Below are 22,924 nucleotides of genomic sequence, written 5' to 3' on the forward strand. Positions count from 1 at the left end.
GACGGTGAATTCGAATGCAAACACGGCGATACCGTCTTCATCACACCAGATGATGCCAAAATCCACAGGTTCGATGACAAGGGCATCGCGATATGACGCGAAGACCGGAAGGCAAATCCGCGCTGCGTGCCGGGTATCTGTCATCCGGTCCTGGCACAAACAACGTTTCCCCTTCGAGGATCGTGACATGACATGCAAACTCTCCCTCGCCACGCTTGATGAAGCCAAAAAAACCGCGGCGATTCCGGCCTATTCCCGGGCCGATCTTTCCGCCGGAATCGTGCATTTCGGCGTCGGCAATTTCCACCGCGCCCATCAGGCGGTCTATCTGGACGACCTGTTCAACACCGGCGCGGACCACGACTTCGCCATCATTGGTGCGGGTGTACTGCCATCGGACGCGGTAATGCGCGAAAAACTTGCCGCACAGGATTTCCTGACCACTGTCGTGGAGCAGGACAATAATCGCACCGGTGCGCGCGTCACCGGGCCAATGATCGACATTCTGAAGGTTGGCGATACCCAAGGCATTATCGACACGCTCGCAGATCCGAAAATCCGAATTGTTTCGATGACGATTACCGAAGGCGGTTATTTCATCGATGCTTCCGGCTCCTTCAATCCGCAGCATCCCGCGATTGCCGAGGATGGCAGGAACCCGTCTTTCCCGAAAACCGTGTTCGGCCTTATCGTTGCCGGGCTGAAGGCGCGGCGCGACAAGGGGCTTTCACCCTTCACCGTCATGTCCTGCGACAACATTCCCCATAATGGCAAGGTCACCAAAAACGCGGTGGTCGGTCTCGCCGCCTTGTTCGATCCGGCCTTCGCCAACTGGATCGGCGATAACGTCGCTTTCCCCAATTCGATGGTCGACCGCATCACCCCCGCCACGGGAGAGCGCGAACGCAATATCGCCCGTGACGATTTCGGCATCGAGGACAATTGGCCGGTCTTCTGCGAAGAGTTCAAGCAATGGGTGATGGAGGATAATTTCCCGGCGGGCCGACCGGCGCTCGAAAAGGCGGGCGTTCAGTTCGTCAAGGATGTTGCGCCTTACGAGCACATGAAGATCCGCATCCTCAATGGCGGCCATGCGGCGATCGCCTATCCGGCAGCGCTGCTCGACATTCATTTTGTGCATGAGGCGATGGAGCATCCGCTGATCCGGGCGTTTCTGGCAAAGCTCGAAAAGGAAGAGATCATCCCGGTCATTCCGCCCGTGCCCGATACCGATCTTGGCGAATATTTCGGCCTGATCGAACGGCGTTTCCTCAACCCGAAAATCGGCGATACCATTCCGCGCCTCGCGCAGGATGGCTCCAACCGCCAGCCGAAATTCATCCTGCCCTCCACCGCCGACCGTCTGGCGCGCGGTGAAGATATCGTCGGTCTGTCACTGGTTTCAGCACTGTGGTGCCGTTATTTCTACGGCACCTCCGACAGCGGCAGGCAAATCACCTTCAACGACGCCAGCGCCGAGAGGCTACAGGCGGCAGCCACAAAGGCCAAGGACGACCCGATGGCCTTCCTTTCACTTGACGATATCTTCGGGGAGGTTGCCGAATCGGAGCTTTTCCGTAAACGCTTCTCTCATGCATTGACGACACTGTGGCACGAAGGCACGGCGAAGACCTTGCAGCTTTATCTGGATGACAAGCTGGCTGAAAAGTGACGTGAGATGCGAGACGGAACCGGACCTCTTCTGATTTTCGACTGCGACGGCGTTCTGGTCGACAGCGAGCCGGTCTCCATCTCGGTTCTTCTCGACATGCTCTCCCATCTTGGCGTGGAGATGGGGGAGGAAGAGGCCTACAACCGCTTTCTCGGTCGCAGCGTTGCCAGCATGACGACGACTTTGTTTGAGGAATACGGTATCGAGACCGACATCGATTTTCTCGAGCATATGCGCGCGACGCTGTTTGAGCGTTTCCGCACTGAGTTGCGTCCCATCGACGGCATTGCCGAAACGCTGGACAGGCTGGTGGCCTTCAAACGCTGCGTTGCCTCCTCAAGTCAACCGGAACGCATCCGTTACTCGCTGGGGCTGACCGGCCTCATCGATAAATTTGAGCCGCATGTTTTCAGCGCCACCATGGTGAAGAACGGCAAGCCGGCACCCGACCTTTTCCTGCATGCGGCGAGGCAGATGGGCACTGATCCGCGTCAGTGCATCGTGATCGAGGACAGCCCGGCGGGCATTGCGGCGGCGAAGGCAGCCGGCATGGCGGTTTTTGCCTTCACCGGCGGCTCGCATGCGCGGTTTCCGGCATTTCGCGAAAAGATCGCGGAGCTCGGGGCCAATGCCACGTTTGACGCCATGGAAGATTTGGTTCAACTTGTCGGCGATTATATGGGGAAGGGCGGTTTTGACAGCCAGGTGGAACGTGACGCAGGCTGAAGGAAACCATGCCTGCCACCATCAGGAGGTCGTTACGCAAGGGATGGAACTGAAGTCTTGATGCGTCAAAATCTCGTCGCTGTCGATGTCGGAACGGCGAGCGCCCGCGCCGGGATTTTCGACCCGACCGGCAGGCTTCTCGCCCGCTCAACCCATCCCATCCTGATGCAAAGGCCGCAGGAAAACCACGCCGAACACGATTCCACCGATATATGGAACGCCGTCTGCCTTGCGGTGAGAGCAGCGCTTGCCGACGCGGGTGTGTTAGCGGACAGCATAGCGGCCATTGGTTTTGATGCTACCTGCTCGCTCGTTATCCGTGATGAGCGTGGGGAACCGGTTTCTGTCTCCGTCACGGGCAAAGACCGGTTCGACACCATCGTCTGGCTGGACCATCGGGCAATCGGCGAGGCCGACCGGCTGACGGCATCCGGCCACCGCGTGCTGGATTTCGCCGGCAACAGCGTGTCACCGGAAATGCAGATGCCGAAGCTGATGTGGCTGAAGGCGAATTTGCCGGCAAGCTGGGCGCGCATGTATTTCGCCTTCGATCTGGCGGATTTTCTGACATGGAAGGCAACCGGTTCCACCAAGCGTTCAAATTGCACGCAGACGGCGAAGTGGAATTTTTTGGCGCAGGAAAATCCCGGCTGGCAGGCGGATTATCTCAATCTTGCCGGGCTTGGCGATCTGAAACAGCGGGCAGGCCTGCCCGAAACGACCGTGATGCCGGGCACAGCCATCGGCCCGCTTTCGCCCAAGGCTGCCGCCGAACTCGGCCTCGACACCGGCTGTCAGGTGGCGGCGGGCATGATCGATGCTTACGCCGGCACGCTGGGTGCGCTTGGCGGATGCCTTTCTGATGATGTGGGTAAACATGTGGCGCTGATCGCCGGCACCTCCAGCTGCCTTGTCGCCATGTCCGAGCGGCAGATGCCAGGCCACAGCCTGTGGGGTCCCTATTGGCAGGCGGTGCTGCCCGGCCACTGGCTGGTGGAGGGCGGGCAATCTGCCACCGGCGCGCTGCTTGATCATATCGTACGCATGCACGCGGCGGGCGGAGAGCCGGATACGGCGCTGCACGCCCGCATCGTTGCGCGGGTTACCGAATTGCGCGCGCTCGAGGGCGCGGCCTTTGCCGAACGGCTGCATGTACTGCCGGATTTCCACGGCAACCGCTCACCGCTCGCCGATCCGCATGCGGTGGGCGTCATCAGCGGGCTGACGCTCGATACATCCTTCGACAGTCTCTGCCGGCTCTACTGGCGCACCGCCGTGGCGATTGCGCTTGGCGCGCGCCATGTGCTCGATGCGATGGAGCGTTTCGGTTATGCCATCGAAAGCCTGCACGTTACCGGCGGCCATGTGAAGAACCCGCTGTTGATGGAGCTTTACGCTGATGTGACTGGCAAGCGCATCGTCGTGCCTGCCACAGCCGACGCCGTTCTTCTCGGCACGGCGATGACGGCGGCAGCCGCCGGCGGTGTGCATGCGGGCCTTGCAGCGGCGGGTGCCGCCATGTATCCGGGCAATACGGAAATCCCAGGCAATCCGGCGCTCACACCGCTTTACGAGCGGGATTATCGCCGTTTTCTCGCCATGCACCGCCATCGCCAGGAGCTGGAAAGCCTCTGATCTTTGCCTACAACGGCAGGTAAGGTCGTGGCGGACGGGCGCGATCCGTTTCCTCCCGCCGATGGTCAGATGCCAAGCGAGCGTTTCAGGCCGGTCAGGTTTTTCATGCGTGCCGTGCGCTGCTCGTCGGCTCCGGCAATCAGGCTGCAGAGGGTGAATTCCATCAGCGCAACGAGCTGCAGCAGGCCTTGTCCGCCGGTCTGGGTGTGCGGCATGGCAAGACAGATATCGGCGCTTTCCGGTCCCCATTCATAGAACCGGGTGGTGATCAACAGGGTTCTGTAGCCGCTCTTTCGCGCCGTCGCAGAAAGGCTCTGCAAGGGCGTGATGCTGCCGCCGCAATCCATGAGGATGAGAAGCGCTTCTGCGGGATCGAAGTCCCAAAGGGCGATATAGGCGGCGCTGTCGCTGCCGAGGAAGTGCACGCGTCTGCGATACTCCAGCAACCGCCCGTGAAAGTGCCTTCCTGTGCCAAGGCCTTCCGGTGACGTTGCCAGAAAAACATCTGCCGCCGAAGCGATCTCGCTCATGGCGACGCGCCATATCGGCTGGTCCGTCATTTCGAAAGCAGCCTGAATGGCCTGGATCTGTTGGGAAAGGAGTTGCGAAAACGGATTGGACTTCTGATCGCCGCTTTCAACAATAGCGGGCTGGTCCACGCCCGCGGTCTCTTCGGCGTGGCGCAGATCGATGCGAATATCGCTGAATTGCCTGTATCCGAGAGAGCGCAGAAAACGGCCAACCGTCATCGGACTGAGACTGAGCTTGGCAGCCAGCGTCTGCGCCGTCTCAAACGGCAATTCGTCCAGATGCTCGATCAGATATTTGGCGATCTTGCGCTCTGAAGGCGTACCGGCCTTCATGGCACGGGTCAGATTCAACAGTAGCTGTTCCACCAACGCCTCATTCTTTTATATTTATGAATGATGATGCATCCGCGCGCCCGGGCGAGCGTGCGAACCGCGACTTGTCGGTGGGGGCGAGCTTTTCCGGCCTTGTCCTCCACCGGACCGGAATGCGAATTCTAATAGATAGATTATTATATTTTAGAGACGTCTTTTATTCAAGGGAAATTCCATCAGCGGTTTAATTCCCAACAGCGACGTCTTCATTCCTGTCTTGCGGAGCGGATGGGCGGCGCCTATCTCTCCTGAACGCCAGTTTAAAACGCGAGAGGCGTCACAGGAGTTCCGAATGATTTTTAATGCGGCGAGGCTTGCCTTCAGCAATCTTTTTGCCACCGAGACCCGGTCGGTGTTCTGGAAGGTTCTGGGGCTGACGCTTCTGGTGCTGGCAGCGCTGTGGTTCGCCATCCGCTCTGTCTTCATCTATTTCGCCTTGCCGTGGGTGGATACGCTGATCCCCAGCGTGCCGGACTGGGCGGGATGGCTGACTTTCGTTTTCGCCATTTTCGCCGGAATCGGGCTGGCTTTGGCGTTGGCCTTGCTGATCTCGCCGGTCACTGCCGTTATTGCCGGATTGTTTCTCGACGATGTCGCCGAAGTCGTGGAGAAAAAGACCTATCCCGATGATCCACCGGGCAAGGCGATGCCCATCGGTGAGGCCGTGGTGTCATCGATCAAGTTCTTTGGCGTCGTCATTGCCGGCAACCTGATTGCGCTTTTGTTGCTGCTGGTGCCGGGCGTCAACCTCATCGCCTTTTTTCTGGTGAACGGTTATCTGCTGGGCCGGGAGTTCTTCGAATTTGCAGCCATGCGTTTCCGCTCGCCCGCTGACGCGCGGCTTTTCCGGCTGAAACACCGCACAACCGTGTTCATGGCCGGGCTGGTGATTGCAGCGTTCCTTGCAATCCCCTTCCTCAACCTTCTGACGCCGCTTTTTGCGGCTTCGATGATGGTGCATCTGCACAAGGCCGTCAGCCGGCGCGATCCGTCATTCGCCGCTGGTCACACCGAACAATTGCGCGGGTAGTTCCACCAGCGGAGCTGGAATATCGAAGGTCTTTTCCGGTGACTTGCAGATATCGGCAATCACGCAGCGCTCGCATTCCGGTTTGCGCGCCTTGCAGCAATAACGCCCGTGCAGGATCAGCCAGTGATGGGCATGGAACAGATATTCTTCGGGAATAATGCGGACGAGCCGATCTTCCACTTCATCCGGGGTTTTCCCCGGCGCAAGACAGAGCCGGTTGGCAATACGAAAAACATGGGTGTCCACGGCGAGTGTGGGCACACCGAAGGCCATCGACATCACCACATTGGCCGTCTTGCGGCCCACGCCGGGCAGGGTGACCAGCTCCTCGCGCGTCCTCGGCACCTCACCGCCGAAATTGTCGATCAGCATCTGTGACAAAGCGATAACGTTCTTGGCCTTGTTGCGGTAAAGCCCGATGGTCTTGATATGGCCGATCAGCTCCTCCTCGCCAAGTGCCAGCATTTTTTCCGGCGTATCGGCCACCTTGAACAGCGCCCGCGTCGCCCGGTTTACGCCCACATCGGTCGCCTGCGCCGAAAGCGCCACGGCCACCAGCAGGGTAAAGGGGTTGGTATGTTCCAGCTCGCCTTTCGGCTCCGGCCGCTGAATGGAGAAACGGCGGAAGATCTCGTTCAACTCGTCCTTCGAATAGATCGTCTTCACACGCGCCGGTCTGCGGGCGGATGTCGCATTTGACTTTTTCAATGTTTGGGTGCTGGATCGTTTTTTGGCGACTGTCATGACCTATCTATAGCCAGCCCGCCCTGAGGAAATCAACGTGGATACGCTCAACGATCAGCCGATTTTTGCGGCGGAACTCGTTCCGCACCGTTCGCTCGGAAGAAGGGGTTTCCGGCTGCTTCTCGCCTTGTCCGGGCTTGCCTGCCTCCTCCATGGCGGCTTTTTCCTCACCACTGGCGCATGGCCCGTCGGCCTGTTCCTCGGGCTGGATTTTCTGCTGCTTTATGTCGCATTTCGCGCCAATTACCGGGCAGCGAAGGCGCGGGAAGAGGTGAGCGTCTCGCGCACCAGCCTGTCTATCCGCAAATTCTCCCCGACTGGCCGCGTTGTCGAGCATCGTTTCAACCCCTTCTGGGCCCGCTTCAGGGTTCAGCGGCACGAGGAAATCGGCATCGTCTCCATGCATGTAACGGGTGAAGGCAAGGCAACGGATATCGGCTCGTTTCTCAATCCGGATGACCGGGAAAGCTTCGCCAAGGCTTTCGGCGGTGCGTTGGCGACGGTGCGGCGGATGTGAGCGGATAATTCCGCTTAAAACCCGTCAATAGGCTCGAGGCCGGTATCTCGGCAGAAACTGAGTACGGCGCAAGAAACGGGTGGAGACCGACGCGCTTTGATGGTTTTCTGTGAGGCGTTAGGAGACATGCGATGAACGCCAATATCATGCTGAATGAAGACATCACCCCCATCGGTTCGGATTACGATACGGTGCGCGGGGTTATCGAGCTTTTGACGCTGGATTATCGCGACCAGCCCTCCCTTGAAGCCATTGCCGCAAGGCTCGGCCAGTCGCCGACGCAATTGCAGAAGACCTTCACCCGCTGGGCCGGTCTTTCCCCCAAGGCGTTTTTGCAGGCCGTAACGCTCGATCATGCCAAAAGGCTGTTGCGCGAAGAGGATCTGCCGCTGCTGGAAACCTCGATCGAGGTCGGCATGTCTGGGCCCGGCCGCCTGCACGATCTGTTCGTCACCCACGAGGCCATGTCTCCAGGCGAATGGAAGGCCAAGGGCGGTGGGTTGACGATCCGGCACGGTTTCCATGTTTCACCCTTCGGTCTTGCATTGGTCATGGTGACCGATCGCGGCCTTGCCGGCTGCGCTTTCGCCGATCCCGGCGAGGAAAGAGCCTGTTTCGAGGACATGGCCGGTCGCTGGCCGAATGCGGATTATGTCGAGGATCGTGAAGCCACTGCGCCCTATGCCGCACGTATTTTCGAACCGACGCTGTGGTCGGCGGACCGGCCATTGCGGGTCGTGCTGCTCGGCACGGATTTTCAGGTGCGGGTATGGGAAAGCCTTCTGAAAATTCCCATGGGCCGCGCCGTTACCTATTCGCACATCGCCTGCGATATCGGCCAGCCAACTGCCTCCCGTGCGGTCGGTGCAGCTGTTGGCGCGAACCCGGTCTCCTTCGTCGTTCCTTGCCATCGCGCTGTGGGAAAAAGCGGGGCGCTCACGGGTTATCACTGGGGCCTTACCCGCAAACGGGCGATGTTGGGATGGGAAACGGGGAAGGTGTGAGGCAGCTCTCCCTCATCCCTGTGACAGGCGCAGAAATGAGGAACAGCCTGGGTCGCCTGTCGAGGCCTAAACCAGTTCCATCAACGCTCTTGCCGCCGCCTCGTCTGTAATCAGCGTATTGCACCCGATGCGCTTGATGGTGGCGCGGATGGCGATGGCGCGGTGGGCGCCGCCGGAGGCGAGCACGATGTGTTTGGCCTTGCGCAGCGTGTCTAGATCGATCGCCATGGCGCGCTCGTTGATCGGGTGATCGACGGAGCGGCCTTCCGCGTCGATGAAGTTGAACATGGTGTCGCAGACGCAGCCGGCATCGATGAGTTCCTGAAGCGTTTCCTTCGAAATGAAACCTTCCGAAAGCGAAGTGGAATGCGGGCCGATATCGCCGCAGGATACGATGGCGAGGTCGAGCGTTTCGGCCAGATCATAAAGCGTGGCAAGTCCGCATTTCTCAATCAGCGCCCGTTTGGTCTCGACGGAGTCTACCAGCAGCGGTGCAAGGAACATGTAACATTCCGCCCCAAGCGCGCTTGCCAGCCGCCAGGTGTAATCAAGCGGGTTTGTCTGGTGCACGGCGACGATACCGCCTAGCAGCGAGACGACCTTGCAGTTTTCCCGGCGCGGCGGGCGAAAGCTGGATAGCGAGGCGGTCATGGTGCGCCCCCAGCCGACGCCGATGGTGGCGTCGTTCGGCACCGCTTCGGAGAGGAATTGCCCGAGCGCCAGGCCAACGGCCTTGGCCGTGCCTTCGGCATTCGCCTTGCCGGGGGATGGGCCGGGGGAGGGAATGATCACCGCCTCATCCAGCCCATAAGCTGCCTCCAGCCTGCCGGCCAGTTCGACGAAATCCTCGATGCCCTCGTTGATCCAGATCTGTACTTCGGAGCGCTTCATCGCCTCGTCCAGAAGGCGTATGACGGTGGAGCGGCTGATACCGAGCTTCTCGGCGACATCTTTCTGCGTCAAACCCTGATTATAGTAGAGCCATGCGGCACGCAGCCTCAGCGAAGCCGCTTCCGAATAGGCCGTATGGGTTTCTCTTCTCAGTTTCGCCACGGTTTTTGTCACTCTCTTTATGGGGCGGAGTATCGCAGGCATGAAACTTATGTCAATTGCGATGCGCAAATGTCTTGACTTTCGACCTTGCCGCTTGCGATAGTCGGAGCCGGACAAAACCGTGATTTCGGCCTTGGGCGCACCATGGTGCGGGAACGAAAAGACGGCTGTGCAAGTTTACAAGAGATCATGAAGGATCATTCGCCATGACGTCCAAACTCGAACAACTTCGCGCTATCACCACGGTCGTTGCCGATACCGGCGACATCGAGGCGGTTGCGCGCCTGAAGCCGGTGGATTGCACCACCAACCCCACCATCGTTCTGAAGGCGCTCGGCACCCCTGCTTTCGCGGATGCGGTGAAGGAAGCCGTTGCCTGGGGCAAGAAACAGGGCGGCCAGTCTGACGCTGTCGTTGCGGCCGTTGCCGACCGTCTTGCCATTTCCGTTGGTGCAGCCCTTGCAGGTCTGGTTCCCGGCCGCGTATCGACGGAAGTCGATGCCGACCTGTCCTTCGACACACAGGCCTCCATTACCAAGGCACGCCACATCATCGCCTCCTACAAGGAGCGCGGTATCGAGCGTGAACGCATCCTCATCAAGCTGGCTTCCACATGGGAAGGCATCAAGGCTGCGGAAGTCCTGCAGTCCGAGGGCATCGACTGCAACCTGACTCTGCTGTTCTCGCAGGCACAGGCCATCGCTTGCGCGGAAGCGAAAGCTTTCCTCATCTCGCCCTTCGTCGGCCGCATCCTCGACTGGTACAAGAAGTCGACCGGCGAGACCTACACTGCCGAGACCGATCCGGGCGTCGTTTCGGTGCGCAGCATCTACAATTATTACAAGGCCAATGGCATCGGCACCGTCGTCATGGGCGCATCGTTCCGTAATGTCGGCGAGATCGAAGCGCTTGCCGGTTGCGACCGCCTGACGATCAGCCCGGCGCTGCTGGAAGAGCTGGACAAGGACACCGGCACGCTTGAGCGCAAGCTTTCGCCCGACAATGTGAAGGCCGAGCCGCTGCAGTCGCTTGATGAAAAGGCGTTCCGCTGGGCAATGAACGAAGACGCGATGGCAACCGAGAAGCTCTCGGAAGGGATCCGCCTGTTCGCCAAGGATCTGGTAACGTTGCGCGAAATGGTCCGCAAGGAACTGACGCTGGCTGCCGCCTGATAACAAAAAGGGGAACCATCCCGGTCCCCTTTGCGTTTAAGATACAGAAATCTCCAGTCACTTTAAACGCGATCGGTCCCTGCCGGTCGCGTTTTTTTGTGCGTCTCAGATGGTTCCCTGACCCGTCGCCACTTCGGAAATGCGCCTTGCCGCATCGCGGATCAGTACCTCGCAGGCCTCGCGCGTCGGGGCCTTGCCGCCAAGCGGGGTGATATAGGGGCAGGTGATGACGGCAAGTGCGGTACCATCAAGTGTCAGCACGGGGGCGGAAATATTGCGCACGCCTGCGGTCTGCATGCTGTCCATGGATTCGAAACCATTCCTGCGAACTTCCGCCAGCCGCTCCTCAAGGTCTGAAGGCTCGGTTTCCCCGCCACCGCGCACCTGCTCGGTGATCATGATCTTGCGCTGTACCTCGTTCTGGAAGGCCAGCAGCACATGGCCGGAACCGGTCTGGAAGAGGCTCATCTGCGCGCCCACCCGCATGGACATCGCCCAATAGGTGGAGGACTCCTGTTGGGCGATGACGACAACACTGCCGCGGTCGTAAACGGCCAGATGACAGGCCTGCTCGGCGCTTGCGGAAAAATCGCGCATCACCGGGGCTGCGAAAGAGACCAGCCGGCGCACCGGCGCGTGAAAATGTGCGAGCCCGAACATTTTCAGCGTCAGCGAAAACCGGTCACCCTCCAGCCGCTGTACGTAACCACGGCGCACCAGGCGGTCCAGCATGCGGTAAAGCTCGTTCGGGGTTTTGCCTATGGCCTTGGCAATCTCGATCTGCGTCAGCCCGCCATCCGTACGGGCGAGAAGCTCGAGAATGTCCAGACCCTTGTCGAGGGCGGGGGCGCGATATCTTTCGCTGTCGTCTTCGGTCATCTTGCCTCGGTGGCGTTTTGCAGGATTGCCTGGCGGGAAATGCACTTTTTAAATACCGTTGCCGCACGCTGCCCTTTTGCGCAAGCCTGCTTGACGTTACATGAATACCGCGTTTACATATGAATTGTCGATCCATATTTGAGATCAATGAAATTCACTGGCGAAATTCAGCGGCTCGGCCCCAGCGGGCGGGTGCGCCGTAGCGGGAGGCTATTCATGGTGCAGGATTTTAACGGGCGGACAGTGGTGATCACCGCAGCCGGCCAGGGTATCGGCCGTGCGACGGCGGAGCGATTCATATCGCTCGGTGCGCGCGTCATCGCCACTGATATCAACGAGCAGGCGCTCTCGACCCTGAAAGGTGCGGAAACGCGGGCTCTGAACGTGCTGGATGGCGATGGTGTGAAGGCTTTTGCTGCCGATATCGGCCATGCGGATGTTCTGTTCAACTGTGCGGGTTTCGTTCATTCCGGCACCATTCTCGATTGCGAGGAAAAGGACTGGGATTTCTCCTTCGACCTCAATGCCAAGGCCATGTACCGCACCTGCCGCGCCTTTCTGCCAGGCATGCTGGAAAAGGGTAAGGGCGCAATCGTCAACATGTCCTCCGTCGCATCCAGCGTAAAGGGCGTGCCGAACCGTTTCGCCTACACCGCCTCCAAGGCGGCGGTTGTCGGTCTGACCAAGGCAATTGCTGCTGATTTCGTCACCAAGGGTATTCGCTGCAACGCCATTTGCCCAGGCACAGTGGATAGCCCGTCCTTGCACGACCGCCTGCGCGCCACCGGCAATTACGAACAGGCCCTGGCCGACTTCATTGCCCGCCAGCCTATGGGCCGCATTGCCACGCCGGAAGAAATCGCCGCACTCGTCACCTATCTCGCTTCGGATGAGGCAGGTTTCACCACTGGCCAGATCCATGTGATCGACGGTGGCTGGACAGGCTGATAATTCTATACGGGAGAGAGGAGAAGGCGACCGGCCCAAAAGCCGGTCGCCTTTTTTGTTACGCCACCACGCTTCCAGCGATCAGTGCAAGCACGAGGAAGACCAGGAAGATCACGACGGCGATGAAGAACAGGATACGGGCAATGCCCGACGCCGCTGCCGAAATGCCGGTAAAGCCGAATACGCCCGCGATCAACGAAATAACAAAGAAAATAAGAGCCCATTTCAGCATGGAGCTTCCCCTTTCGCTTAATTTTCATGAGTTTGCCGCTTGAGGGCAAGCTCATGAAAATGACGCGCAAAAGGGGAAAATGTTCCACGCGCCCGCAAAAATCGTTCTTTTACACCACCGTTTCATTGGCGGCGTCGATCCGGCGGGCCTTGAGGCTGGTGCGAATGAATGTCGCGACGAATGCCAGGCTCATGAACAGTACAATGGTCGGGGCTGGCGCGCTGTCGATCAGGAAGCTTAGCCATATTCCTGCAAGCGAAGAGAGAACCGCAACCGAGATGGCGACCAGGAGCATTGCGGAAAAGCGCCGCGCCAGCAGGAAGGCGATGGCGCCGGGGGTGACCAGCATTGCGACGGAGAGGATGATACCCACAGCCTTCAGCGCGCCGACCACGGCAAGCGACAAAACCATCAGCAAACCGTAATGTAGGATGCGAACGGGCAGGCCGATTGCCTTGGCATGCTGCGGATCGAAGGCATTGACCAGCAGGTCTTTGCGCAGCACCCCGAGAAACAGGGTGGCAAAAAGCGCGATCAGCCCGGTCTCCAGCATGTCTGAAGGCGCAATGCCCAGCATGTCGCCGAAGAGGATGTGATCCAGATGCATGTCGCTCTGCACCTTCACGTAAAGCACCAGCCCCAGCCCGAACATGCCGGAAAAGACGATGCCAAGCACCGTGTCTTCCTTGATGCGGCTGTTTTCCTTGATGAAACCGGTTCCGAGAGCGCAGATCATACCGGCGGTGAAGGCGCCGATGGAAAGGGGAATTCCGACAATGTAGGCAATCACCACGCCGGGCAGCACGGCGTGCGAAACCGCGTCCCCCATCAGCGACCAGCCCTTCAGCACCAGAAAACACGAGAGCATGGCCATCGGCACGGCAATCATCAGGGTGATGATGAAGGCATATTGCATGAAGGGCAGCTGAAACGGCAGGATGGCGAGTTCGAGATATTCGCTCATTGCGCTTCTCCCAGTGCCTTGCGCGCTTTGGCGCGCGAAGCGAGCAGCCCGTGTTTGGGTGCAAACACGAAAGCGGAAAGGAAGATCGCTGTTTGCAACACAACGATAACGCCGCCGGTGGCGCCGTCGAGGAAGTAGCTGAGATAAGCGCCGACGAAGCTGGTGGTCGCGCCGATCACAAGGCTCATCAGGATCAACCGCTCGAAACGGTCGGTCAGAAGATAGGCAGTCGCGCCTGGTGTCACCACCATGGCAACGACAAGGAAGGCGCCGACGGTTTGAAGGGCGGCAACCGTGGAGGCGGCAAGCAGGGTGAAGAAGATCACTTTCAGCACTTCCGGTTTCAGCCCCACTGTGCGCGCATGGTTCTCATCGAAGAACACCACCATGAAGTCGCGCCATTTCAGCGCCAGTACGATGAGGCTGATGCCGCCGATCAGGGCAAGCTGTATCGTGTCTTCGGTGGTAATTGCCAGAATATTGCCAAGCACGATGGTCTGGATATTGATCGAGGTGGGCGACAGCGACACCATGAACAGCCCCAGCCCGAAGAACGAGGTGAAGATCAGGCCGATGATTGCGTCTTCCTTGAGCCGGGTTTTCTGATTGAGGAACAGCATCGAGCCAGCCGCAAGCCCGCCGGAAAGAAAGGCGCCGAGCGAAAAGGGCAGCCCCAGCATATAAGCGCCCGCGACGCCGGGAACGATGGCGTGCGAGAGCGCGTCGCCGATCAGCGACCAGCCCTTTAGCATAAGATAAGCGGACAGAAAGCCGCAGACGCCGCCCACAAGTGCGCTGACCCAGATGGCGTTCAGCATGTAGGCATAGGTGAAAGGCTCAAGAAGGCTGTTTATCATCGGCTTTTTCCTTCGGAGCCTGCGGATTTTGTCCATTCTGGCCGTTCTTTCCGTAGATCACGAAAGGCCGCTCATCGTCGGTAATCACCTTCACCCGGCGCGGATCGGCATCATCATGCAGTTCGGCCCCGCCGAGAACGAAGTGGCGCAAGCTGCCGCCAAAGGCTTTTTGCAGGTTCTCTTCGTTAAAGGTGTCCGCTGTTTTGCCCGACGCCAGAACGGTACCCTTGACGAAGACGGCGCGATCGCAGAATTCCGGTACGCTACCGAGATTATGGGTGGAAACCAGCATGACGCGGCCCTCCTCACGCAGTGCCTTCAACAGCGCGACGATCTGTTCTTCCGTCGTCACGTCGACGCCGGTGAAGGGTTCATCCAGCAGGATAACCTGACCTTCCTGCGCCAGCGCGCGGGCCAGAAACACCCGCTTCTTCTGTCCGCCGGAAAGCTCGCCGATCTGCCGCTTGCGATAATCAAGCATATTGACGCGCGTCAGCGCTCTCTCGACCATCTCGTGATCGTGTTTCGACGGAATACGGAAGAAGTTCATGTGGCCGTAACGGCCCATCATCACCACATCCTCAACCAGTACGGGAAAACTCCAGTCCACCTCTTCAGCTTGCGGCACATAGGCGACGAGGTTTTTTCTGAGTGCATCCTTCACGGGTAGGTCGAAAATAGAGACGGAACCGGTGGCCAACGGCACAAAACCCATTATTGCCTTGAAAATCGTGGACTTGCCGGCGCCGTTGACGCCGACAAGTGCAGTGATCGTACCGCGTGGAATGGAAAAGCTGGCATTTCTTAATGCGGTGTGGCCGTTGCGATAGGTCACTGTCGCATTTTGAACCGTCAGGCCGCCGCCGCTTTTTTTGCTGCCCATTCTCATGAAGAGAGTCCTTTGGCGATGGTGCTGCTCGTCACGCGCAGCAGGTCGAGATAGGTCGGAACAGGGCCGTCGGCCTCGCTCAGCGAATCCACGTAGAGTATGCCGCCATAGGCCGCTCCGGTTTCCTTGGCCACCTGCCGGGCGGGATCGGCGGAAACCGTGCTTTCACTGAAGATGACCTGAATATTATGTTCGCGCATGGCGTCGATCACGCCGCGCACCTGTTGCGGCGTACCCTGGCTGTCGGCATTGACCGGCCACAGGAACAGTTCCTTCAGCCCGAAATCCCGGGCGAGATAGGAGAACGCCCCTTCGCTCGTTACCAACCAGCGCTTGTTCTCAGGAAGCGCGGAAAGGTCATCGCGGATGGGCTGCACGGTGGCACGGATCTTGTCGGAATAGGCCTTGGCATTGGCGGCGTAAATCTCGGCGTGGGCGGGATCTATTCCAGCGAGTCCCTTGCGGATATTTTCCACATAGATCAAGGCGTTATCGGGTGACATCCAGGCGTGCGGGTTGGGTTTCCCCTGATACGCCCCGCCATTAATCGCCATCGGTTCGATGCCGTCGCTGACAGTCACATCAGGCACGCCTGAAAGATTGGCCAGAAACTTCTCGAACCACAATTCCAGATTGAGGCCGTTGCGCAGCACCAGATCGGCCTTGCGGGCCTTGAGAATGTCGCGAGGCGTCGGCTGGTAGTTGTGAATTTCAGCGCCTGGCTTGGTGATGCTCTCCACCTCTGCCGCATCGCCCGCCACATTGCGCGCCATATCGGCAATGATCGTGAAGGTGGTCACCACCTTCGGTTTTTCCTGCGCGACAGCTGCAGCAGGCAGGAAAAGCGAAAAAGCAAAAAGGGCATGGCGGATTTTATGGAGATTCACGTCTGTCACCGATTTTTGTTGCGATCAACTCGCAACACCATCCGTCATGGAAACACACTTGTCAACGCTATTGCAAATCATTCGCAATTTAGCGGATTTCAAAAATGTCTGAAAATGGTGCGCTTTTGCCCGCACGGCGCCAGGGGGATTAAACTTTTTTCAATGAGAAAGCGGCACTATCGCAAGGCTCGGACAACGAGGTCCCGAGCTTATCCCGCGTGTGTTCCTCATCCTTCGAGCCACGTTCCGGGGTGAGGGCGATAGGCGGGGTACTGAATGTCAGGATTTTGCGCGTGAAGGCTGTATTCGGACGAATGCGGTTTTCGCGCAAACTCGTTATGATCGGAGGCGGGATCCTGCTTTTGGCGGGTGCGACCGGTTCTGCTGCCGTGTTTATCGGCAGCGAGCGGCTGCTCGGGTCCACCTATGCCTCCGCGAACGGGCTTTCCTGCGACGCAGTCCAGACAGTCAACATCCGCAAGAACGGTTCCCTGTGGGTCCGCAAATTCATTCGTACTGACGGCGGCAACGGCACGGACCGGTTGAAAACGGCGCTGCGTGTCGCCAGGGCAGTTTACGACAAACAGAAGCCCGATCTGGTCCAGGTTTCCGTGCTGGATAAAAACGGCCCGCAATTGCGCTCGGAAATGCGTGGCCGCGCCATCGCGGCCCAAGTGGTCTTCATTGCCGATCCGGCGAAAATTCCCGAAGGCGCCGATGCCCAGCGTTATTCCGCCTTTTATTACGATGGTGCATCAAACGGCAGCGGCCAGTTTTACGGGCTGCGCATCGATCTGCCGCTGGAAGATGCCGAAGCAATGGCCGCAAGCCTGAGCGATGCCACCGACTGCGCAACCCCCGCTTCGGACGCCGCACCCGAAGGGCATGGCGGAAAAGCCGCAAAAGGCGCGGGCGGACACGGCGAAACCAAGGGCGAAGGCGACGGCGGCCACGACGCTGCGCCGGCGCAAACGCATGAGGGCGGACCCGGCGCTGAAGCCCACGGCGAACCCGTAGCCGACGAAGAACTTCTGACCTCGACCCCGGAAGCCGATGGCGGCAGCATCTTCAGCATCAGCTATCTGAAATCACTGATCTTCGGAAAAGGCACTACGACCGCGCAGGCGGCGGAAGAGAAGCTGGCTGAGGGCGAGGCTGCGCCTGCCGAAGCGCCGGGCGCGGCAAAGGCGAAGGCGGGGCATTAGGAGCGTTTGAGCTCTTGCTGACACCTCGGAATTAAAACCATCTGGAAAATTGATACGGCTGTGCCGACGTTTGTAAAATATCGTCGCAGCGCCTTCTTTCGTGATGCCGGACCTGATCCGGCATCCAGCCTTTGCGCGTCTGCGCCATGAGACGATCTAGCAGGAAATTTTGCCACAGGGACCACAATGCTCGGTAGAGGTCGAGCGCATGAGGGCAAGGGCGGCCATGCGGCCGCCTTCGCTTGATAGTCCTTAGTCCGCCTTGTTGCGGCGGGCCGGGAAGAGGATGACGTCGCGGATCGAGGGGGCGTTGGTCAGGAGCATGATCAGACGATCGACGCCGATGCCGAGGCCGCCGGCGGGTGGCATGCCCTGATCGATGGCGTCGAGGAATTCGTCGTCCAGCTGCTTGTCCTTTTCACCGCGGGCATGGGCCTGCTCAAGCTGCTCCACCATGCGGCGGCGCTGCTCTTCGGGATCGTTGAGTTCGGAGAAGGCATTGCCCACTTCCCAGGCATTGCAATAGCTCTCAAAACGCTCAACGAGGCGCGGTTCGCCCGGCACTTCCTTGGCGAAGGGCGAGATATCCTTCGGGAAATGCGTGACGTGGCTCGGCTGGATAAGCGTACCTTCGACCTTCTCTTCGAAGATGAAGGCAAGGCATTCGCCCCAGGTCCAGTCCTTCTCGACGGCAAAACCGGCGGCCTTGGCGGCGGCGCGGGCTTCCTCGTCAGTCTTGATCGCAAGGAAGTCGATGCCGGTCGCTTCCTTCACCGCATCAGGCATGGGCACGCGCTTGAACGGACCCTTGAAGGAAATTGTCTGGCCCTGGAATTCCACCTCGGTCGTGCCGTGCAGGGCAATCGCCAGCGTCTCGAACAGACGCTCTACGAGACCCATGATGTCTTCGTAGTCGGCATAGGCCCAATAGCACTCCATCATGGTGAATTCAGGATTGTGCCTTGTGGAAACGCCTTCGTTGCGGAAGTTGCGGTTGATTTCAAAGACCTTGTCGGAAAGGCCTGATACCAGCGTGCGCTTCAGGAACAGTTCCGGCGCGATGCGCAGATACATGTCCATCTTCAGCGTATTGTGGAAGGTCTTGAACGGATCAGCCGTCGCACCGCCATAAACTGTCTGCAGCATCGGCGTCTCCACTTCGAGGAAGCCTTCGGCCTCCATGAAGCGACGGATGCCGGACAGGATCTTCGAGCGCTGCAGGAAGCGCAGCTTGGAGTCCTCGTTCGCCAGAATATCGAGATGGCGCTTGCGGTAACGCAGCTCAATATCGGAGACACCGTGCCATTTTTCCGGCATCGGCAGCAGCGACTTGGTGAGCATGGTGATTTCTTCGGCGTTGATCGTCAGCTCGCCGCGCTTGGTGCGGCGCACCTTGCCGGTTACGCCGATGATGTCGCCAATGTCGATCATCGGCAGAAGATTGCGCGCCGTTTCCGGCGTCGTATCTTTGTGAGAGAAGATCTGCACCTTGCCCGAGGCGTCATGGATATCCATGAACATGCCGGAATTGCGCGACGAATAAACGCGGCCCGCCACCGTTACCGTGTCGCCGGTTTCCGTGTCCGGTTCGATATCGGCATATTTTTCCGCCAGCTCCGCATTGGTCAGCGTGCGATGGAAATGCGCCGGATAGACATCGCCGATCTGCTCGCGCAGCAGCGCAAGTTTCTGGCGGCGCACTTCGGTGGCGTCGGAGGAAAGGGCGGTGGTTTCGGTTGTCTTGTCGTTCATTGTTCAATCCTGTTGCGGCGTTGCCGCGGCGACAATTGCCTCCCGTATCCCTCATTCCTGTGCTTGTCACAGGAATCCAGTGCGCCCAAGTCCTTGGCGCGGGAGACCTCAATTCATTCTTTCACGGCGCCGACGCGCCGTGGCTGGATTCCTGTGACAAGCGCAGGAATGAGGGGTGGATTTAAAACCCGCCCCGGCAGACATCAAGCACCGCTGCCAACCATCGTGGCCACAACGGCAATAGCGACCTTCAGGCGCTGGCGCACCACGGAGCGGCCGAGCAGCGCCATCGAGTCAAACAGCGGCAGCGAGCGCGAGGAACCGGAGACGGCGACGAAGAGCGGCGGCGTGACGACGCGCAGTTTCTTGCCCGTGCGTTCGGCAATGTCGCGCAGCTCGGCCTCGATGGCTTCAACGTTCCAATCAGGCATTTTTTCCAGATCGGTGGCAACCGTGGTGAGGATTTCGTGGATTTCCTCGGGTTTGCTTTTGAGACCGGCAAAGGAGGCGGGCGTCAGGCCAACGTCGCTCGAAAGCAGGAAGCCGGCAAGGTTTGGCAATTCGCCGAGCTTGGAAATGCGGCTCTGGGCAAGCTTCAGGCCTTCGGTCAGGCGGGAATTTTCCATCGCCCATTCCAGCGTGCGGGCAATGAAGTCCTCAGGCGTGAGCTTTTCGCGCAGCCAGCGGCCGTTCAGCCAGTCCAGCTTCTGGATATCGAAGATGGCGCCGGCCTTGGAAAGTGCTTCCGGATCGAACTTCGCGGCCAGCTCTTCCATGGTCAGCAGCTCTTCGCCTTCGGCGATCTGGATGAAGAACAGGCCGAGGAAGTTCATCAGCGCTTCCGGCAGGTAGCCGAGCGCGGAATAATAGGAGATCGACGTCGGGTTCTTGCGCTTGGAAAGCTTCGATTTGTCGGCGTTGCGCATCAGCGAAAGATGCATGAACGTCGGCTGGTCCCAGCCGAAATAACGGTAAAGCAGGATGTGCTTGGGCACTGAAGCCAGCCACTCTTCGCCGCGCGCCACATGGGTGATCTTCATCAGATGGTCGTCGATGACGTTTGCCATGTGATAGGTCGGCATGCCGTCGGCCTTGATCAACACCTGCATGTCAACCGAATCCCAGGGGATCGAGACATCGCCGTAAACGCCGTCATGGAAATCGCACGAACCTTCGGTCGGGATTTTCATGCGCACGACGTTGGCTTCGCCGGCGGCGACGCGGGTGGTCACTTCTTCAGCCTTCAGGTGGAGGCAGAGACCGTCATATTTTGGCGGCTTGCCAGCGGCGCGCTGCGCTTCGCGCATCTGCTCAAGCCGCTCGGGCGTGCAGAAACAACGGAAGGCATGGCCTTTTTCCAGCAATTCTTCGGCATAGGGCCAGTACATCGGCTTGCGCTCGGACTGGCGGTAGGGACCGTAGGGGCCACCGACGTCAGGGCCTTCCGACCAGGTGAGGCCGGTCCAGCGCAGCGCCTCCAGAACCTTCTGCTCATATTCCAGCGTCGAGCGGGTGGCGTCGGTATCCTCGATGCGCAGGATGAACTCGCCGCCGTGTTTCTTGGCGAAGAGATAGTTGAACAGCGCGATGTAAGCGGTGCCGACATGCGGCTCGCCGGTGGGGGAAGGTGCGATGCGGACGCGAACGCCGGAAGTGGTCATGAAATTCACTCGTCGTGACGGGGTGGTGACATCGGGGCGGCTTCACCCTTCTATCACGAAGTTTTCGTTTGAATGCGGCGGGAAAGGGTGCGGAAAGGCGTGTTGAACGCACTTTTGCATATTTCCGTTCGGCATCGGCTTAGGCCATATTATGCCGCAGGCGTCAAGGAAATATGGCGCTTGCGCTGTCTTCGCCCGGACGTAAACCGCCCCTAATTCACCGGCCAGACATAAAGCAGCATCGGAATGCTGGCAATGACGATCATGATCGACAGCGGCAGTCCAAGGCGCGGATAATCGCTGAACCGATAACCGCCCGGACCCATGACCAGCGTGTTGCACTGGTGGCCGATAGGCGTGAGGAAATCGCAGCCGGCGCCGATCGCCACCGCCATCAGAAAGGCCTCCGGCCGAAAGCCGAGCGTGGTGGCGAAACCGGCGGCGATGGGTGCCATGACCAGCACGGTTGCAGCATTGTTGAGGAAGGGCGTTACCGCCATGGCAGTCAACAGGATCATGCCGAGTGCTGCGAAGGGCGGCAGTCCTTGTGCGGCATGGCCGAGCCAGGCGGCGATCAGCTCGCTGGCGCCGCTGGTGCGCAGACTGTCGCTGACGGGAATGAGGGCGGCGAGCATGACGAGGATCGGCCCGTCGATCGATTTATAGACTTCGGTCAGCGGTATCGCGCCGACGACGATCATCAGGAAGGCAGCGGCGAAAAAGGCGACGGATACCGGCACCAGCCCGCTGCCGGCGGCAATCATGGCCGCGGCAAGCACGATGACGGGCAACAGCGCGCGGCGCTGCACTCCAAGCAGGATTTCCCGCTGCGCCAGGGGCAGCAGCGAAAATTCCTGCAATACCTGTGGCAGGTTCTTGCGGCTGCCCTGCAGGAGAATGACGTCGCCTGCCTGCAAGGTCAGGTCGGAGAGCCGCTGGCTGACGCGCTGGCCGCGACGGCTGACTGCAATCAGATTGACGCCGCGGGTGTAGGATAGCGCCAGTTCGCGCGCGGAAATCCCGTTGAGAACGGATTCGTTGCTGATAACCGCTTCCATGGAAATAAGGTCGGCGGTCTTCTGGCCGTTCTCGGTGAGCGGCTTGCCTGACAGCAGCAGCTTGGCCTGCGAGACGATGCGGTCGAGGCCCTCCGGGTTGCCTTCGAGAAGAATGGTGTCGCCCGGCTTCAGATTGACATCGGGGAAGGGGGAGATACGCCGGGGTCCGCGCAGGATCGTGCTGGCGATTACGTCGCCATCCGCCTGTTTCAACAGCTCCCGCAGCGGCTTGTCGGCGTATGTGCTGTCGGCGGGAAGCGTCGCTTCGGCGGTATAGGCCGACTGGTCCAGAATATCCTCCATCGATGCCTGCTGGCGGTTGCGCACCGGCAGCAACCGGTAACCGAAGGTCAGGAAGATGATGCCGATCACGGTCAGCCCGGCACCGACCGGGGTGAAATCGAACATCGAGAAGCTCTGCCCGGTCATTTCCTCACGCAGCCTGGAAACGACGATGTTGGGCGAGGTGCCGATCTGCGTCATAAGCCCGCCCAGAAGGGCGGCGAAGGCCATGGGCATCAGATAATAGGAAACAGGGCTGCCGGATTTGCGGGCGAACTGGAAAGCAACCGGCATCATGATGGCAAGCGCGCCGATGTTCTTGATGAAGGCCGACATGATGGCGACGACGATCATCAGAAAGGCCAGTTGCAGGGTTTTGGAGTGCATCTCCGGGAAATATTTCTTGATCGTCATATCGACGACCCCTGAACGCGCCACGGCCGAACTGACGATCAGCGCGCTGCCGACGATGATGACGATATCGTCCGAGAAACCGGAGAACGCCTTGTCGAAAGGCACGACCCCAACCGCCACCGCCACCAGCAACGCGCTGCACGCGACCACATCATAGCGGAACCTGTCCCATATGAACGCGACCATCATGCCGGCGATCACGGTAAAGGCGAGGATCTGGTCGGTCGTCATGCTGGCTGTTTGCTTTCGAAGGAGAGGCGGCGGGAATGACTCTATTGATGAGGATGTCGAAGAACGCAAGCCGGGGTGAAGCGGTTCCGGAGTGGGATGGTCATTCATATCTTTCCGTCATACCGACCCCTGAGCCGGTATCCAGCCGACGCGGCTCTCACGCGACGAGGGGAGTCTTTTCAGCCCAAGGACTTGGGCTGGCTGGATGCC

Annotated in this window: 21 protein-coding genes; 9 read left to right on the top strand and 12 right to left on the bottom strand. The window is 59.4% G+C overall.

Translation table 11 applies throughout. The annotated features are described in order from the left end of the window. The first annotated feature begins 187 nt into the window (after positions 1-187). The 3 genes from ACQZ5Y_RS19540 to ACQZ5Y_RS19550 are packed head-to-tail and all read left to right on the top strand — an operon-like array spanning position 188 to position 4,033. A complete protein-coding gene (locus ACQZ5Y_RS19540) occupies positions 188-1,672 on the top strand; it encodes a mannitol dehydrogenase family protein (protein WP_174051031.1) in 1,485 nt (494 codons plus the stop codon). Between the two features lie 6 nt (positions 1,673-1,678). Then, positions 1,679-2,398 carry an HAD family hydrolase gene (locus tag ACQZ5Y_RS19545; RefSeq protein WP_003516170.1) on the top strand — a complete coding sequence of 240 codons (720 nt, stop codon included), beginning with the start codon at positions 1,679-1,681 and terminating at the stop codon, positions 2,396-2,398. 60 nt (positions 2,399-2,458) lie between these two features. Next, on the top strand, positions 2,459-4,033 hold the full coding sequence (locus ACQZ5Y_RS19550; protein WP_174051033.1) for an FGGY-family carbohydrate kinase: 1,575 nt from the start codon (positions 2,459-2,461) through the stop codon (positions 4,031-4,033). A gap of 65 nt (positions 4,034-4,098) precedes the next feature. Here ACQZ5Y_RS19550 and ACQZ5Y_RS19555 read toward each other — a convergent pair whose 3' ends face one another. After that, a complete protein-coding gene (locus ACQZ5Y_RS19555) occupies positions 4,099-4,932 on the bottom strand; it encodes a MurR/RpiR family transcriptional regulator (RefSeq protein ID WP_025595058.1) in 834 nt (277 codons plus the stop codon). A 295-nt stretch (positions 4,933-5,227) separates the two neighbouring features. On the opposite strand from ACQZ5Y_RS19555, the gene ACQZ5Y_RS19560 reads away from it, so the two are divergent. Beyond that, positions 5,228-5,965 carry a sulfate transporter family protein gene (locus ACQZ5Y_RS19560; RefSeq protein ID WP_174051035.1) on the top strand — a complete coding sequence of 246 codons (738 nt, stop codon included), beginning with the start codon at positions 5,228-5,230 and terminating at the stop codon, positions 5,963-5,965. Here ACQZ5Y_RS19560 and nth read toward each other — a convergent pair. Continuing rightward, on the bottom strand, positions 5,927-6,709 hold the full coding sequence (gene nth, locus ACQZ5Y_RS19565; protein ID WP_174051037.1) for an endonuclease III: 783 nt from the start codon (positions 6,707-6,709) through the stop codon (positions 5,927-5,929). The two genes, ACQZ5Y_RS19560 and nth, sit on opposite strands and share 39 nt — an antisense overlap. Before the next feature lie 37 nt (positions 6,710-6,746). Here nth and ACQZ5Y_RS19570 point away from each other — a divergent pair, with 37 nt between their 5' ends. Further along, positions 6,747-7,226, top strand: a complete 480-nt coding sequence (locus ACQZ5Y_RS19570) for a DUF2244 domain-containing protein (RefSeq protein WP_003516181.1) — start codon at positions 6,747-6,749, stop codon at positions 7,224-7,226. A gap of 131 nt (positions 7,227-7,357) precedes the next feature. Next, positions 7,358-8,230 carry a methylated-DNA--[protein]-cysteine S-methyltransferase gene (locus ACQZ5Y_RS19575; RefSeq protein WP_174051039.1) on the top strand — a complete coding sequence of 291 codons (873 nt, stop codon included), beginning with the start codon at positions 7,358-7,360 and terminating at the stop codon, positions 8,228-8,230. A 66-nt stretch (positions 8,231-8,296) separates the two neighbouring features. Here ACQZ5Y_RS19575 and ACQZ5Y_RS19580 read toward each other — a convergent pair whose 3' ends face one another. Then, on the bottom strand, positions 8,297-9,283 hold the full coding sequence (locus ACQZ5Y_RS19580) for a sugar-binding transcriptional regulator (protein ID WP_003516185.1): 987 nt from the start codon (positions 9,281-9,283) through the stop codon (positions 8,297-8,299). Positions 9,284-9,489: 206 nt separating this feature from the next. On the opposite strand from ACQZ5Y_RS19580, the gene tal reads away from it, so the two are divergent. Beyond that, a complete protein-coding gene (gene tal, locus ACQZ5Y_RS19585; protein ID WP_013762313.1) occupies positions 9,490-10,455 on the top strand; it encodes a transaldolase in 966 nt (321 codons plus the stop codon). Positions 10,456-10,560: 105 nt separating this feature from the next. Here tal and ACQZ5Y_RS19590 read toward each other — a convergent pair whose 3' ends face one another. Further along, a complete protein-coding gene (locus ACQZ5Y_RS19590) occupies positions 10,561-11,334 on the bottom strand; it encodes an IclR family transcriptional regulator (protein ID WP_003516189.1) in 774 nt (257 codons plus the stop codon). Between the two features lie 216 nt (positions 11,335-11,550). On the opposite strand from ACQZ5Y_RS19590, the gene ACQZ5Y_RS19595 reads away from it, so the two are divergent. Further along, on the top strand, positions 11,551-12,282 hold the full coding sequence (locus ACQZ5Y_RS19595) for an SDR family oxidoreductase (protein WP_111801985.1): 732 nt from the start codon (positions 11,551-11,553) through the stop codon (positions 12,280-12,282). A 58-nt stretch (positions 12,283-12,340) separates the two neighbouring features. Here the strand turns inward: ACQZ5Y_RS19595 and ACQZ5Y_RS19600 are convergent, their stop codons facing one another. From ACQZ5Y_RS19600 to ACQZ5Y_RS19620, 5 genes are all read right to left on the bottom strand, one after another. Further along, on the bottom strand, positions 12,341-12,514 hold the full coding sequence (locus tag ACQZ5Y_RS19600; RefSeq protein WP_003516193.1) for a DUF1328 domain-containing protein: 174 nt from the start codon (positions 12,512-12,514) through the stop codon (positions 12,341-12,343). A gap of 109 nt (positions 12,515-12,623) precedes the next feature. Further along, positions 12,624-13,478: a metal ABC transporter permease gene (locus tag ACQZ5Y_RS19605; protein ID WP_065688481.1), complete on the bottom strand. Its 855-nt coding sequence runs from the start codon at positions 13,476-13,478 to the stop codon at positions 12,624-12,626. Continuing rightward, positions 13,475-14,335, bottom strand: a complete 861-nt coding sequence (locus ACQZ5Y_RS19610; RefSeq protein WP_111789861.1) for a metal ABC transporter permease — start codon at positions 14,333-14,335, stop codon at positions 13,475-13,477. Before ACQZ5Y_RS19610 ends, ACQZ5Y_RS19605 begins: the two co-directional genes overlap by 4 nt. Then, positions 14,316-15,224 (bottom strand): manganese/iron ABC transporter ATP-binding protein, encoded by a 909-nt coding sequence (locus ACQZ5Y_RS19615; RefSeq protein ID WP_003516199.1) that lies wholly within the window; start codon positions 15,222-15,224, stop codon positions 14,316-14,318. The genes ACQZ5Y_RS19610 and ACQZ5Y_RS19615 overlap by 20 nt, the downstream gene beginning before the upstream one ends. Next, positions 15,221-16,111 carry a metal ABC transporter solute-binding protein, Zn/Mn family gene (locus tag ACQZ5Y_RS19620; RefSeq protein ID WP_174051041.1) on the bottom strand — a complete coding sequence of 297 codons (891 nt, stop codon included), beginning with the start codon at positions 16,109-16,111 and terminating at the stop codon, positions 15,221-15,223. The genes ACQZ5Y_RS19615 and ACQZ5Y_RS19620 overlap by 4 nt, the downstream gene beginning before the upstream one ends. Positions 16,112-16,425: 314 nt before the next feature. Between ACQZ5Y_RS19620 and ACQZ5Y_RS19625 the strand changes: the two genes are divergently transcribed. Beyond that, on the top strand, positions 16,426-17,316 hold the full coding sequence (locus tag ACQZ5Y_RS19625) for a hypothetical protein (RefSeq protein WP_174051192.1): 891 nt from the start codon (positions 16,426-16,428) through the stop codon (positions 17,314-17,316). Positions 17,317-17,568: 252 nt separating this feature from the next. Here the strand turns inward: ACQZ5Y_RS19625 and lysS are convergent, their stop codons facing one another. From lysS to ACQZ5Y_RS19640, 3 genes are all read right to left on the bottom strand, one after another. Beyond that, positions 17,569-19,068, bottom strand: a complete 1,500-nt coding sequence (lysS, locus tag ACQZ5Y_RS19630; RefSeq protein ID WP_013762320.1) for a lysine--tRNA ligase — start codon at positions 19,066-19,068, stop codon at positions 17,569-17,571. Positions 19,069-19,271: 203 nt separating this feature from the next. Then, positions 19,272-20,729, bottom strand: coding sequence for a glutamate--tRNA ligase (gene gltX, locus ACQZ5Y_RS19635; protein ID WP_013762321.1), 1,458 nt, complete (start codon positions 20,727-20,729; stop codon positions 19,272-19,274). A gap of 212 nt (positions 20,730-20,941) precedes the next feature. Beyond that, entirely contained in the window at positions 20,942-22,714 is a 1,773-nt protein-coding gene (locus ACQZ5Y_RS19640) for an SLC13 family permease (RefSeq protein ID WP_003516208.1), read from the bottom strand. Positions 22,715-22,924 lie beyond the last annotated feature (210 nt).

The organism is Agrobacterium sp. A3-95 (assembly GCF_053521785.1).

What these genes read in the sequence shown, in the direction of transcription:
- ACQZ5Y_RS19545 (WP_003516170.1), top strand. Translation starts at nt 1,679, where the DNA reads ATGCGAGACGGAACCGGACCTCTTCTGATTTTCGACTGCGACGGCGTT.
- ACQZ5Y_RS19540 (WP_174051031.1), top strand. Translation starts at nt 188, where the DNA reads ATGACATGCAAACTCTCCCTCGCCACGCTTGATGAAGCCAAAAAAACC.
- ACQZ5Y_RS19595 (WP_111801985.1), top strand. Translation starts at nt 11,551, where the DNA reads ATGGTGCAGGATTTTAACGGGCGGACAGTGGTGATCACCGCAGCCGGC.
- tal (WP_013762313.1), top strand. Translation starts at nt 9,490, where the DNA reads ATGACGTCCAAACTCGAACAACTTCGCGCTATCACCACGGTCGTTGCC.
- ACQZ5Y_RS19590 (WP_003516189.1), bottom strand. Translation starts at nt 11,334, where the DNA reads ATGACCGAAGACGACAGCGAAAGATATCGCGCCCCCGCCCTCGACAAG.
- lysS (WP_013762320.1), bottom strand. Translation starts at nt 19,068, where the DNA reads ATGAACGACAAGACAACCGAAACCACCGCCCTTTCCTCCGACGCCACC.
- ACQZ5Y_RS19600 (WP_003516193.1), bottom strand. Translation starts at nt 12,514, where the DNA reads ATGCTGAAATGGGCTCTTATTTTCTTTGTTATTTCGTTGATCGCGGGC.
- ACQZ5Y_RS19610 (WP_111789861.1), bottom strand. Translation starts at nt 14,335, where the DNA reads ATGATAAACAGCCTTCTTGAGCCTTTCACCTATGCCTACATGCTGAAC.
- ACQZ5Y_RS19640 (WP_003516208.1), bottom strand. Translation starts at nt 22,714, where the DNA reads ATGACGACCGACCAGATCCTCGCCTTTACCGTGATCGCCGGCATGATG.
- ACQZ5Y_RS19550 (WP_174051033.1), top strand. Translation starts at nt 2,459, where the DNA reads ATGCGTCAAAATCTCGTCGCTGTCGATGTCGGAACGGCGAGCGCCCGC.
- ACQZ5Y_RS19575 (WP_174051039.1), top strand. Translation starts at nt 7,358, where the DNA reads ATGAACGCCAATATCATGCTGAATGAAGACATCACCCCCATCGGTTCG.
- ACQZ5Y_RS19560 (WP_174051035.1), top strand. Translation starts at nt 5,228, where the DNA reads ATGATTTTTAATGCGGCGAGGCTTGCCTTCAGCAATCTTTTTGCCACC.
- ACQZ5Y_RS19615 (WP_003516199.1), bottom strand. Translation starts at nt 15,224, where the DNA reads ATGAGAATGGGCAGCAAAAAAAGCGGCGGCGGCCTGACGGTTCAAAAT.
- ACQZ5Y_RS19605 (WP_065688481.1), bottom strand. Translation starts at nt 13,478, where the DNA reads ATGAGCGAATATCTCGAACTCGCCATCCTGCCGTTTCAGCTGCCCTTC.
- nth (WP_174051037.1), bottom strand. Translation starts at nt 6,709, where the DNA reads ATGACAGTCGCCAAAAAACGATCCAGCACCCAAACATTGAAAAAGTCA.
- gltX (WP_013762321.1), bottom strand. Translation starts at nt 20,729, where the DNA reads ATGACCACTTCCGGCGTTCGCGTCCGCATCGCACCTTCCCCCACCGGC.
- ACQZ5Y_RS19625 (WP_174051192.1), top strand. Translation starts at nt 16,426, where the DNA reads ATGCGGTTTTCGCGCAAACTCGTTATGATCGGAGGCGGGATCCTGCTT.